We start from the raw sequence: 11,763 nt of genomic DNA, 5'->3' as shown, positions 1-11,763 counted from the left end.
TTGTCCGCTTCGACCGATCCCGCCCGGAGCGCCCGATGCTCGCCCGATCCGCCCTGCTCGTCCTCGTCCTCACGACCGGCGCAAAGGCCGCCGCCTTCGACGACCTGAAGGGCTATCTCGCCTCCTGCCTCCGGTTCGAGCTGAGCGGCGCACCGGCGCCGCGGGGTGCGCCCCTGTCGGCGCGGGTCCGCGACGCGCTCGGCCGGTGCTCGGACGACGTCGCGCGCCTCGACCGGGCAGATGGGCGCCGCCTGCGCGGCGATGGCGGCCTCAGCCCGTCCACCCGGGAGGTGATCCGGAGCGTCGTCGGCCGGAGCGGCGGCGGCATCGCCAACGTCCGGTACTGAACCCGCACCCGGGTTAGGCTCGCCAGATACCGTTTTAGCGGGCCCAAGAGATCCATTTCGACGCCCGCTTAAGTCCCAAAAAGACGCTCTTAAGCCAATCTTTACCCAGCTCGCCGAGCCTTCACGTCTCCCGCGCGGGCCTCTGCCAGCGGGGACGATGCGGGGAGCAGCATGGAGCCGAGCGAGGTCGAGCGGTTCGCCCGGGTCGCCAGCGAACTGAGCGCCCTCCGCCCCAATGCGGATGCACCGGCGCGCGATCCGCGCCCGATCGCCATCGTGGTACCGGTCTTCAACGACTGGGCCGCCTTCCGCATCCTGGCCCAGGCGATCGACACCGTCCTGGCGGCGGCCGATCTCCATGCCGAGCTCATCGTCGTCGATGACGGGTCCTGGCAATCGGGCGAGCGCGCGCTCGCCGAGGTCGCGGCCGAATCCTGCCGCTCGTGGCTGCGTCCGGTCGTGCTCGCCACCAACCTCGGCCATCAGCGCGCGATCGCGGTCGGCCTCGTGCAGGCGAGCCTGCGGGCGAAGGCCTACCGCGCGGTCGTCGTCATGGACGGCGACGGCGAGGATCCGCCGGAGCAGATCCCGCTTCTGGTCGCGGAAGCCGAGGCCCACCCCGACGCCGTGATCTGCGCCCGGCGCCGCCGTCGCTTCGAGGGCGCGCGGTTCGCCCTCGGCTACGGGCTGTTCAAGCTCGTCTTCCGGCTCTGCACGGGGCGGCGCATCGATTTCGGCCATTACTGCGCGATCCCCCCGGCGCATCTGTCCCGGCTCGTCCATGCTCCGGCGCTGTGGAGCCATTTCGCCGCGAGCCTGATCCGCTCCGGCCTGCCGCTCCGCCGCATCCCCCTCGACCGCGGCCAGCGCTACGCCGGGCGCTCGACCATGAACGCGACGGGTCTGATCCGGCACGGGCTCAACGCCATCGCGGTGTTCGAGGATGTCTGCCTCGTGCGCCTCCTCGTGCTCCTGGCCGTGTTCGGGTGCGGGGTGATGCTCGCGATGATCGGCGTGGTGCTCGTCCGCTTCTGCACCGACCTCGCCATGCCGGGCTGGGCGACGAATGCGGGCGGGCTGCTCCTGGTCGTGCTGTTCCAGGCGGCGCTGCTCGCCGCGACGGCGGCGGCCGCCCACCTCAACCGGCGCGCCCTGCCCGAGATCGTCCCGGCCCGCGATGCGCACTGGTTCCTGCACGCGCCCGCCGCACCCGAAGTCGAGCCCCAAGTCGGGTCCCAAGTCGGGTCCCAAGTCGAGCCCCAAGTCGAGCCCCGAGACGGAGACGCGAAGTGGCCAGCGGATCAGCGCGCGGCGTAACCTCGGCGCCGTCCGAATACGTCGGGACCGAACTCGAACTCTTCGCGGCGGCCCGCAACTGGAAGCGCTACTGGTCGGACGCGATCGCGCCGTTCGTCGGCGGCCGCGTCCTCGATGTCGGTGCGGGGCTCGGCGCGACGGCCGACATCTTCGCCAAGCGGACGGGCATCGAAGCCTGGACCTGTCTGGAGCCGGACGGACGCTTCGCCGCGCACCTCGCCGCGCGGATCGCCTCGGGCGGGCTGCCCGCACGCACGCGGGCGCGGCGGGGAACGCTGCGCGACCTCGACCCCGCCGAGCGTTTCGAGACCATCCTCTACATCGACGTGCTGGAGCATATCCGCGACGATCAGGGCGAGCTCGCGCGGGCGGCCGGGCGCCTCGCGCCGGGCGGCCACCTCGTCGTGCTCTCGCCGGCCCATCCGGTCCTGTTCTCGCCCTTCGACGGCGCGATCGGACACGAGCGGCGCTACACCCGGGCGAGCCTGCGCGCGGCCGCGCCGGAGGGCCTGCGGCCCGTGCGGCTGGACTACCGCGATGCCGCCGGGTTCGCCGCCTCCCTCGGCAACCGCCTTCTCCTGCGCAGCGCGATGCCCACGCCTGCGCAGATCGCCGCCTGGGATCGGCTGCTGGTGCCCATCTCGCGCCACCTCGATGCCTGGCTGGGGTTCCGGGCAGGCAAATCCGTCCTCGGGATCTGGACGCGATGAGCGCCGGGCTCATCGCGGGTGCGGCAGCGCCCGTCGGTCTCACGCGCGGCGGCGAACTCGGCTGGGGCCTGCTGACGGCGTGTCTGGCCGTCGCGACCGCCGCGGTCCCGCTCGCCCACACGCCGACCTTCTACTTCACGGACGATTACCAAGCCTATTTCATGCCGGGGTTCCTGGAGATCGCCCGGCTGATCAAGGCGGGGGAGCTGCCGTTCCTGTCGCCGCGCCTGTTCCAGGGCGGGGCGTTCCTCGCCGAGTACCAGTACGCGCTGTTCAACCCCGTCAGCCTGCTGCTCTACCTCGTGCTCGACGGGTTCGCGCGGCTCGATCACGCCGCATCCTTCTTCGCCCTCGTGCATGTCGGCCTGCTCGCCGGCGGCACGCACGCCCTGGCGCGCCTAGTCGGCGTGAGCCGGCCGGCCGCCGTGCTGGCCGGGCTGACGGCCGCGACCAGCGGGTGGATCATCTACTGGGGCGCCACCAACTGGATCCCCGGCCTCGTCAGCACGGCCTGGCTGACCTGGGCCGCCGCCGCGCTGATCCGCGCCTATCGCTCACCGGGCTCCGTGCCCATCGCTGCGGGCGCCGTCTACCTGACGATCGCGAGCGGCTGGCCGTTCTCCGACGCGGCAATCATCGCCGGCCTCGGCGCCGGTCTTCCGCTGGCCTTCTGGGCCGGGCGCGACGGGCGGTCCTGCGTGCGCACGGCCGTCGCGGCCGGGCTCGGCGGGCTGCTCGCCGCCCCGTCCTGGATGCCCCTCGCCGCCGCGATCGGCACGAGTTCCCGCCAGCCCGAGGTGCTGTTCCACGACATGCTGTCGACGCCGCCCGCCGTGCTCCTGGCGATGGGCGTGCCGGTCTGGCCGGAGACCTGGCTCGGCTTCGACGGCCTGAAGATGCATGTCGGGCCGCCGGCCCAGTACGTGTCCTGGTGGGTCCCGGCCGCGCTGATCAACGCCTCCCGGGCGCGGCTGAACGCGCCGGAGGGCCGGGGCGTCGCCCTGCTGCTGGCCGTGACGGCGGTGATCGCGCTGCTCGCGATCTCGCCCGGCGTGTCGCAGCTGCGCTGGCCGTTCCGTTTCCTGCCCTACGTCCAGATCGGCTTCACGATCGTGGCGGCCTGGTGCGCGACGCGCGACCGCTGGGCGCCCGGCCGGACGCTGATGCTCATCGCGATCGGGGGCGCGGTCGCGCTCGCGCGCGATCCGGACCTCCTCACGCTCCAGCTCCTGCTGACGGCGCTCGTCGGCGTGGCGGCCGTGCTGGCGCTGCGGGCCGAGGGGACGACGCGGCTCGCGCTCATCGCGGCGAGCCACGCTTGCATCTTCGCGATCCTCACCACGGTCATGCCGGTCAACGAGCAGGTCGGCACATGGCCCGCGCCGATGGAGCGCGCGGCCTACCGCGCTCCGTCCCTGCCCGCGGGCGACACGATGCTGGTCCTCCACGACCCGGATTACCACCGGACCCCGATGGCGCCGGAGGTCTGGAATGCCCTGTTCACCGAGCTGCCGCATTCCAACACGCCGCTGCTCACCGGAACCGCCGTGGTCGGCGGCTACTCGCCCATGCCGATGCGGGGCTTTCGCGCGATCTGCATGTGGCGCGGCGGGGCGACCTGTCCAGAGGCCGCCGGGCGCCTGGCGCACCCGGATCCCGTGACCGGCGCCAGCACCCTCGATCTCGCCCGCGTGGTGCGGGTCGCGGTGGAACGCGGGCCGCGCGCGGACGGCTTCGCGGACGTGGCCGGACCGGGCTGGACCCGGCGCAGCGGCGTGGCCGCGGAGCTGTTCGAGCGGGTGGGCGGCGGTTCCGCCCTGCCTGGAACGCTGTCGGCCGGGCCGCCCGGCTTCGCGGTCGGCGCGGCGGCCGAGGGAGCGTCGTCGGGGCGCTACGCGGTCTCTTCGCCGGAGGGTGGTCGCGTCGTCTGGGCGCGCGCGTGGTACCCCGGCTACGCAGCGTCCTGGAACGGCGCGCCGCTGACCGTGGAGATCGTCAACGACTTCCTCGTGTCGGCCGTCATTCCGGCCGGAGGCGGGGTGCTGAGCCTGCGCTACGTGCCCGCCGGTCTCGTGCCCGGCCTTGCCGTCGCGGCGCTCGCCGCGATCGCCCTTGCCGGCCTCATGATGAGGCATCGGCGCATGCGCGCCTGACCGCACACGCAGCCCCGCCAGAAGCGCGCACGTTTGAATCCCCTACGGCTCGGTCAGGGCCACAGGCGGAACCCGGCGCCGCCACTCGTGCGCCTGCTCGTACCGGTGCGCGAACCGGAGCAGCATGGCCTCGGCGAAGGGCCGCGCGGCGATCTGGAGGCTGATCGGCAGGGACCGCCGGTCGAAGCCGCAGGGCAGCGCGATCGCCGGGAGCCCGGTCAGGTTGAACGGGTAGGTCAAGCGCCAGGACGCGGCGAGGACGCTCTCCTGCCGGCCGGCGATCGTCACGGACGTCTCGTCGGCGCGCCACGCGGTCAGCGGCGCGGTCGGCGTGACGATCACGTCGGCCTCCTCCAGCACGGCGGCCACCTCGGCCATGATCAAGGCCCGGGCCTGCTCGGCCCGCAGGTAGTCCGGGCCGGTCACGAACCGGCCCATCTCCACGAGGTCGCGGACATCCGCGGCGAAACCCGCCACGTGGCCCTGCGCGAGGTTGCTCTCGTGGTAGGCCGTCGAGGAGGCCAGCTCGATCGCGTAGATCGCGCCGAGCCCGTAGCGCAGCGACGGCACCGCCACATCCCGCACCGAACAGCCCTGCCCGGCGAAGAACCGGATCGCCGCCTCGACGGCCCCTGCGACGTCGTCGTCGACCGCCTCGAAGAAGTGGTTGCGGATCACCGCCACCCGCAAGCCGTGCAGCGTCTCGCCGAGCCCGGCCGCGTAATCCGGCACGGGGGCCGCGGAGGCCGCCGGATCGGCCGGATCGGGGCCGGCGAGGGCCTGGAGCAGGAGCGCCGCATCGGCCACAGTCAGGGTCAGCGGCCCCGCATGGTCGAGGGACCAGGAATGCGGGACGATCCCGGAGCGGCCGATCCGGCCGAAGGTCGGCTTGAGGCCGACGATCCCGCACAGGGCCGCGGGGATGCGGATCGAGCCGCCCGTGTCCGAGCCCAAAGCCGCCGGGCAGAGCCGGGCCGCCACCGCCGCACCGGAGCCGCCGCTGGATCCGCCGGGCACCCGGTCGGGGTCCCAGGGGTTGCGCGTCGGCGGCGTGACCATACCCCAGGCAAATTCGTGCATGCGCGTCTTGCCGAGGATCACCGCGCCGGCCGCCCGCAGCCGCGCCACGGCGTGGCCGTCCTCCTGCGGGAAGGTCAGGCCCTCCACCGCCGTCCCGGCCCGGGTGGGCAGGTCGGCCGTGGTGTAATTGTCCTTGATGCCGATCGGGATGCCGTGGAGCGGACTGCGCGGGCCTGTCTTGGCGATCTCCGCGTCGGCGGCGCGCGCCGCGTCGAGGGCCGTGGACGACAGGCAGACGAAGCTCTGAAGGTCGCCGTCCAGGCGCCGGATCCGGTCGAGCGCGGCGCCGACGAGTTCGACGCTCGACAGGTTTCGCGCCGCGAGCCGGCGGGCCAGCTCCGTGATCGGCAACTGCCACAGGGCATCAGTCATGGATCACCCGGCGATAGGGCAGGCTCGGATCGAAGATGACCGGGGGATGGACCTGCGTGAGGTCGAGGTCGCGCAGGGTCCGGATCTCGGCCAGGATCGGCGCAAACTGCGCCTGCAGGTGCGCGATCCGTTCGGCCGATCCCGGAGGCAGGCCGTTGACGTCAGGCGCCGGATCCGGTCCATCGGCCGGCGTCGCACCGGGCCTCTCTCCGGGCGGCCGGAGCAGCATGGCGGAGACCGCCTCCGGCAGCGCGCCGGCGGGCCCGTCCCGGCGCGGCATGCCCGCCACGAAGGGCACGAGCTGGTGCCGGGCGATGCCGAGGATCCGGCGGAGTTCGGCGACGGGCGCGGCATGCTCGTCGACCCGCAGGTCGAGGCAGGGATAATCCTCTCCGGCGACGATCCTGAGGGCCGCAGCCTGCTTGCCGCGCTTGTCGCCGCCGGCCGCGTCACCGGCTTCGAGGGTGCGCATCAGCCGCTCGTCGAGGTCGCATCCGGCACTGCCCTCGAAGGTCTCCGCCATGGCGTCGAGCACGCCGGGGCCGGTCAGCATGTTGCCCTGGACGGCGTAGCCCGGCCCGGTGCGGTGACCGGCCGCCGCCGTGCAACCGGCGCCGGTCCAGGCGGCGGCCCTTCCCTGCCCGTCGACCAGGCCGAGCTGGCGCAGGTCCGACCGGTCGTCGGTGGCGAGCGCCGCCGCCAGCGCCGCCTCGGGATCCAGCCCGGCACCGAGCCCGTCGAGGATGCGGGCGGCGAGGTAAGGATTGACCCAGGACTGGGTGCTGACGGCCCCGATCCCGGCCCGGAGATACGAGCAGAGCCCGCCCACCGCCGGGACGGCGCTCGCCACCGCGACGCCGAGCTGCCCGGTCCGCGGACAGCGGGCGGCGATCGAGAAGGTGTTGAGTTCGCTCATGATTCACACCGCCAGATGGTCGATGACGCGCGCCTGCGCGTCCGGCGCCCGGGTGGAACCGCTGTCGACGATCTCGCCGAGCTTCAGCACGGCGTAGCGGTCGGCCAGCCCCAGCGCGAAGGCGACGTGCTGCTCCACCACCAGCATGGAGGTGCCGGCCTCCCGCTCGGCTAGGAGCACGCCGCGCAGCCGCTCGACCATCGAGGGCTGCACCCCCTCGGAGATCTCGTCGATCAGCAGGAGGCGTGGGCGCAGCATCAGGGCGCGCCCGAGGATCAGCATCTTCTGCTCGCCCCCCGAGAGGGTGCCGGCCCGCTGGGCGAGGCGGTCCTTCAGGAACGGGAAGTGGCCGAACAGCCGCTCCAGCGCCTCCGGCAGCATCCGGTCGGCGGGCACCGCGAGGCGCAGGTTGTCGCGGATCGACAGGTCCTGGAACAGGGGCTGCTCCTGCGGCGCGTAGCCGACGCCGAGCGCGACCAGCTTGGCGGGGGTGAGGCCGGAGAGCGCCTGCCCGCCGATCGTGATCGCGCCGCCGCGCAGGGCCACCATCCCCAGGATGGTCTTGAGCAGGGTGGTCTTGCCCATGCCGTTCTTGCCGAGCAGCGCCACGATCTCCCCCGGCCCGACCGACAGGGACACGTCCCTCACGATTGAGACGGCACCGTAGCCGCTCGATACGCCGTCCAGGGCGAGGGCCGCCTCCGCCGGCTCGGCTCGCCGCGCCGCCTCAACCATGGCCGCCTCCCGCATAGATGGTCCGGACCAGTTCGGAGCCGACGACCGCCTCCACGGTGCCGTCGAGGACGAGCCGGCCCTGGTGCAGCACCACGATCCGCGACGAGATCTCGCGCACGAAGTCGAGGTCGTGCTCGACCAGAACGGCGGCGATCCGGCCCTCGGCGGTGAGCGCCTTGAGCACGGCCCCGATGGTGGTGCGCTCGGCCTTGGTCAGGCCGGCGGTGGGCTCGTCGAGCAGGATCAGCCGCGGCTCCAGCGCCACCACCATGGCGAGTTCCAGCGCCTGCTTCTGGCCGTGCGACAGGAGGCGCGTCGGCTGCGTCAGCAGGCGGTCGAGGCCGGTCATGCGGAGCACGTCGAGGGCGGCCTGCGGCAGGCCCAGCGTCTCCGCCTGCCCGACCGGGCTCAGCCCGTCATGCGCCGCCCGGGCGAGGCGCAGGCAATCGGCCACCGACAGGCTCTCGAACACGCTCGCCACCTGGAACTTGCGCCCGACCCCGAGGCCGACGATCCGGTTCGGCGTCAACCCGGTGATCGGCGTGCCACCGACCGCGATGGCGCCCCTGAACGGCTCGGTGCCGTCGCTGAGGCAGCGCATCAGCGTGGTCTTGCCGGCGCCGTTGGGCCCGACGAGGCTGACGAGCTCCCCCGCCCGGATCTCCAGATCGATGGCCTCCAGCACCGTCAGGGCGCCGTAGGCCTTGGCGAGGTTCTCGACCTTGAGGATCGGGATTTCGGTCCCGGTCGCCTCGGTCCCGGTCGCCTCGGTCGCGGCCGCCCGCGCGACGAGGCGCGGCGGCGCGGGCCTGCGACGGCCGATCGGCAGCACGCGCCAGAGGCGGCCGACGAGGTCGGCGAGGCCGCCCGGCAGCAGGATGATGATGACCACGAAGGCCGTGCCCAGGAGGAGCTGCCACAGGAACGGCAGGTCGCCCGAGAGGTTCGCCGCGAGGTAGTCGATGGCGATGGTGCCCAGCACCGGGCCGAGCAGGGTGCCCCGGCCGCCGAGCGCCACCCAGATCACGAGTTCCGTGCCGAACAGGAATCCGGCATTCTCCGGCGCGACGACCGCCGAGGCGTTGGCGAACAGGAAGCCCGCGAGGCCCGCGACTCCGGCCAGCGCCGCGGTCAGCCGGATCTGCAGGCGCCGCGGGTTGAGGCCGAGATAGGCGCAGCGCGCCTCGTTGTCCCGGAGCGCCACGAGGGCGCGGCCGGCATCCGAGCGCACCAGGATCCAGGCCGCCAGCGTGACGACGATCAGGAACAGGGCCGCGAGGCGGAAATAGCCCTCGATCTCGAAGGGCAGCACGTCGAAGCCGACGAGGCCGCTGCTGGAGCCGGTCCATTCCCCGCCTGCGTAGATGAGCTGCACCACCACGATCGGGACGACGAGCGAGATCACCGAGGCGTAGAGCGGGGTCGAGCGGTGGTAGAAGGACAGCCAGCCGACCGCGAGGCCGAGCACGACCGGCGCGACGAGCGAAGCCGCGACCGCCGCGGCGATCCCCAACGGCGTCGCCCCGTAGGCGGTCAGGATCATCGCAGTGGCGTAAGCGCCGACGCCGAAGAACGCCGCCTGCCCGAAGGTCAGGATCCCGGCGAAGCCCCAGAGCAGGTCGACCGTGACGGCCAGCACCGCGTAGATCATCGAGCGGGTCAGGACGTTGACCGCGAAGGTGTCGAGGACGAGCGGCGCGAGCCAGAGGGCCAGCGCCGCCAGGGCCGCGACCACGAAGGGCGCCGCACGGGACAGGCGGCGTCCGCGGGGTGCCGCAGCGGCGCGCTCGGCGACGGGCAGGGTCTCAAGCACGGGAGAAACCTTTCGGGCTGATCCGCAGCACGAGCGCGGCGAGCACCGCGACGGCGATGCTGCCCAGGATCGGGCTCACGAAGGTGCTGATCAGGACCTGCGCAGCCCCGAAGACGAGGCAGGCCGCCGCGAGCGCGAGGTACGAAGCGTCGGCGACCATCACCAGCATGAAGGCGCCGATCAGCCAGGAGACGCCCATGTTGGGATCGACGCTGGTGAGCGGCGTCAGCAGGACGCCGGCCAGCGCCGCGAAACCGGCGCCGATCATGAACACGACGAGGCGCACGCGCCCCGTGTCGATGCCGAGGCTGCGCGCCAGGGTCTCGTTCATGATCACCGCCCGGGCCGAGAGGCCGAGCCGGGTCCGCTCGACGGTGAGCGCGAACAGCGTGCCGATCGCCAGCGCGATGCCGAGCGCCACGAGGCGGTAGGCGGAATAGTCGACGCCGAGGATCTCGACGGTGCCGGCATAGAGGTTCGGGGTGAGCTGGACGTCCCGGCCGAAGGCCAGGGTGATGAGCTGCCCGACCACGATGCCGAGCCCCCAGGTGGCCAGGATCGCGTCGAGCGGCCGCCGGTAGAGCGGGCGGATGATGACGTGTTCGGCGAGGCCGCCGAGCGCCGCGCCGATGACGAAGGCGAGCGGCAGCGCCGCCCACGGGTTGAGCCCGAGCTTCGCCGTCACCACAGCGCAGTAGGCGCCGACCGTCAGCCACGCCCCGTGGGCGAAGTTGATGATCTTGAGCACGCCGAAGATCGCCAGGAGGCCGATCGAGACGATGAACAGGATCGCCGCGGTGGTCAGGATGTCGAGGGTGAGCAGCATCGATGATTCCGGGTGCGCGGGATCGGCGAAGGATGCGGTGGGCGACGCTGGGCCCCCTGCCCCGCAGAGGCGTCGATGTTCACACAGTGCGGGCCGTGGCGTTCTCTCCTCCCCCTTGCGGGGAGGAGTTGGAGGTGGGGGTGGTGCAGGATCGAGTGCAGCGGCTCCTTCCGAACCACCCCCACCCCTGGCCCCTCCCCGCAAGGAGGAGGGGAAAAGCGCCCTTTTTCTCAGAGTGTTGAGCCAGGATCAGACATGTGAGTCCGGTAGCACCCAGACAGGGCGAGAGAGGCGTCGCGTCCCTCCCCTCGCCTCATTGCAGCTTCGGGCACTGCGCGCCGGGATCGACATCCTTGAAGGTGCCGGCGACCTTCACCGAGCCGTCCGTCTGGATCTGGCCGAGATACATGGTCAGCGGCGCGTGGTGCTGCTTGCTCATGCGGATCGTGCCCCGCGGGCCGGTGAAGCTCACGGCCGGCAGCGCCTCCAGCACCTTGGCGGTCTCGGTCCCGCCCGCTTTCTCGACGGCGGCCTTGTAGAGGTAGATCGCCTCGTATTCCGGCACCGAGAGGTCGTTCGGCGTGCGCAGCTCCGCGCCGAACTTCTTCTGCATCGCCGCCAGGAAGGCCTTGTTCTCGGCGCTGTCGATCCCGGTGACGTAGGAGGCCGAGAGATAGACGCCCTCGGCATCCGCGCCCATGCTCTTGGCGGTGCCCTCGTCCAGCGCGAGGTTGGCGAAGGGCAGCGATACGCCCGCGCCGCGCAATTGCTTCGTCAGCGTCACGTTCGGCGCGCCGCCGGCCGTCGAGGTGATCAGCGCGTCGGGCTTGGCCTCCTTCAGCTTGGAGATGACCGCCGTCCAGTCGCTGCCGTCCATCGGCAGGTATTCCTCGCCCAGAACCTTGCCGCCGGTCTTCTCGACGTAGCTCCTGGTGAAGCCCAGCATGCCGCGGCCGAAGGCGTAATCGCTGCCGATCAGGAAGTAGGTCTTGGCGCCCTTCGCCTTGAAGGCGTCCACCACCGGCGGCACCTGCTGCTCCGGCACCCAGGCATCCACGAACAGGTTCCTGTTGCAGGAATGGCCCTCGTAGAACGAGGTGTAGATGTACGGCACCCGGCCCTTGGTGACGGCGGGCAGGCCGGCATTGCGGGCCGCGCTCGTCTCCATGGAGATCAGGACGTCGACCTTCTTCTGATAGATCAGGCTGTCGAAGGCCTTCTGGGCGCCGGCCGCCCCGGAGGCGTCGTCGGCGACTTCCAGGGCGAGCTTGCGGCCGAGCACGCCGCCCTTGGCGTTGATCTCCTCCACGGCGAGTTCGGCCGCCTGCACCACGGACGGCGCCACGACGCTGTTGGCGCCCGACAGGCCGACGGGCACGCCGATGAGGATCGGCTTGGATTCGGCGGCCTGCGCGGCCGTGGCGGCGAATGCCAGCGCCGTGGCGCCGAGGAGGGACCATTTCACCATGAACGAACTCCTTGTGACGATGCGGG

General features: G+C 72.3%; 10 protein-coding genes. 4 read left to right on the top strand and 6 right to left on the bottom strand.

What is annotated here, in order from left to right:
• Window positions 1–35: 35 nt before the first annotated feature.
• The 4 genes from FVE89_RS28585 to FVE89_RS28570 all read left to right on the top strand — a co-directional run bounded on the left by FVE89_RS28585 (window position 36) and on the right by FVE89_RS28570 (window position 4,527).
• The gene (locus FVE89_RS28585; RefSeq protein ID WP_161393541.1) at window positions 36–347 is read left to right on the top strand and encodes a hypothetical protein; all 312 of its coding nucleotides are present in this window, start codon (window positions 36–38) and stop codon (window positions 345–347) included.
• 171 nt (window positions 348–518) lie between these two features.
• Window positions 519–1,664: a glycosyltransferase family 2 protein gene (locus FVE89_RS28580; RefSeq protein WP_161393540.1), complete on the top strand. Its 1,146-nt coding sequence runs from the start codon at window positions 519–521 to the stop codon at window positions 1,662–1,664.
• Window positions 1,637–2,374: a class I SAM-dependent methyltransferase gene (locus FVE89_RS28575; protein WP_161393539.1), complete on the top strand. Its 738-nt coding sequence runs from the start codon at window positions 1,637–1,639 to the stop codon at window positions 2,372–2,374. The genes FVE89_RS28580 and FVE89_RS28575 overlap by 28 nt, the downstream gene beginning before the upstream one ends.
• A complete protein-coding gene (locus FVE89_RS28570) occupies window positions 2,371–4,527 on the top strand; it encodes a hypothetical protein (RefSeq protein ID WP_161393538.1) in 2,157 nt (718 codons plus the stop codon). The genes FVE89_RS28575 and FVE89_RS28570 overlap by 4 nt, the downstream gene beginning before the upstream one ends.
• Before the next feature lie 42 nt (window positions 4,528–4,569).
• Here FVE89_RS28570 and FVE89_RS28565 read toward each other — a convergent pair whose 3' ends face one another.
• The 6 genes from FVE89_RS28565 to FVE89_RS28540 all read right to left on the bottom strand — a co-directional run bounded on the left by FVE89_RS28565 (window position 4,570) and on the right by FVE89_RS28540 (window position 11,737).
• Window positions 4,570–5,979 (bottom strand): amidase, encoded by a 1,410-nt coding sequence (locus FVE89_RS28565; protein WP_161393537.1) that lies wholly within the window; start codon window positions 5,977–5,979, stop codon window positions 4,570–4,572.
• Window positions 5,972–6,895 (bottom strand): DUF1028 domain-containing protein, encoded by a 924-nt coding sequence (locus FVE89_RS28560; protein ID WP_161393536.1) that lies wholly within the window; start codon window positions 6,893–6,895, stop codon window positions 5,972–5,974. The genes FVE89_RS28565 and FVE89_RS28560 overlap by 8 nt, the downstream gene beginning before the upstream one ends.
• A 3-nt stretch (window positions 6,896–6,898) precedes the next feature.
• Window positions 6,899–7,630 (bottom strand): ABC transporter ATP-binding protein, encoded by a 732-nt coding sequence (locus tag FVE89_RS28555; RefSeq protein WP_161393535.1) that lies wholly within the window; start codon window positions 7,628–7,630, stop codon window positions 6,899–6,901.
• Entirely contained in the window at window positions 7,623–9,443 is a 1,821-nt protein-coding gene (locus FVE89_RS28550; RefSeq protein WP_161393534.1) for an ATP-binding cassette domain-containing protein, read from the bottom strand. The genes FVE89_RS28555 and FVE89_RS28550 overlap by 8 nt, the downstream gene beginning before the upstream one ends.
• Entirely contained in the window at window positions 9,436–10,269 is an 834-nt protein-coding gene (locus FVE89_RS28545) for a branched-chain amino acid ABC transporter permease (protein WP_161393533.1), read from the bottom strand. The genes FVE89_RS28550 and FVE89_RS28545 overlap by 8 nt, the downstream gene beginning before the upstream one ends.
• A gap of 313 nt (window positions 10,270–10,582) precedes the next feature.
• Window positions 10,583–11,737, bottom strand: coding sequence for a substrate-binding protein (locus FVE89_RS28540; protein ID WP_161393532.1), 1,155 nt, complete (start codon window positions 11,735–11,737; stop codon window positions 10,583–10,585).
• Between the last annotated feature and the right edge of the window lie 26 nt (window positions 11,738–11,763).

It is taken from the genome of Methylobacterium sp. 2A, from assembly GCF_009806555.1.
Taxonomy (GTDB): Bacteria; Pseudomonadota; Alphaproteobacteria; order Rhizobiales; family Beijerinckiaceae; genus Methylobacterium.
The sequence above is the reverse complement of the archived record's forward strand: the minus strand, read 5'-3'. Positions and strand labels throughout refer to the sequence as shown.

Bases quoted from the DNA above. Each gene is read 5' to 3' on its own strand.
- FVE89_RS28585 (WP_161393541.1), top strand. From the start codon at position 36: ATGCTCGCCCGATCCGCCCTGCTCGTCCTCGTCCTCACGACCGGCGCA.
- FVE89_RS28580 (WP_161393540.1), top strand. From the start codon at position 519: ATGGAGCCGAGCGAGGTCGAGCGGTTCGCCCGGGTCGCCAGCGAACTG.
- FVE89_RS28570 (WP_161393538.1), top strand. From the start codon at position 2,371: ATGAGCGCCGGGCTCATCGCGGGTGCGGCAGCGCCCGTCGGTCTCACG.
- FVE89_RS28565 (WP_161393537.1), bottom strand. From the start codon at position 5,979: ATGACTGATGCCCTGTGGCAGTTGCCGATCACGGAGCTGGCCCGCCGG.
- FVE89_RS28560 (WP_161393536.1), bottom strand. From the start codon at position 6,895: ATGAGCGAACTCAACACCTTCTCGATCGCCGCCCGCTGTCCGCGGACC.
- FVE89_RS28555 (WP_161393535.1), bottom strand. From the start codon at position 7,630: ATGGTTGAGGCGGCGCGGCGAGCCGAGCCGGCGGAGGCGGCCCTCGCC.
- FVE89_RS28545 (WP_161393533.1), bottom strand. From the start codon at position 10,269: ATGCTGCTCACCCTCGACATCCTGACCACCGCGGCGATCCTGTTCATC.
- FVE89_RS28540 (WP_161393532.1), bottom strand. From the start codon at position 11,737: ATGGTGAAATGGTCCCTCCTCGGCGCCACGGCGCTGGCATTCGCCGCC.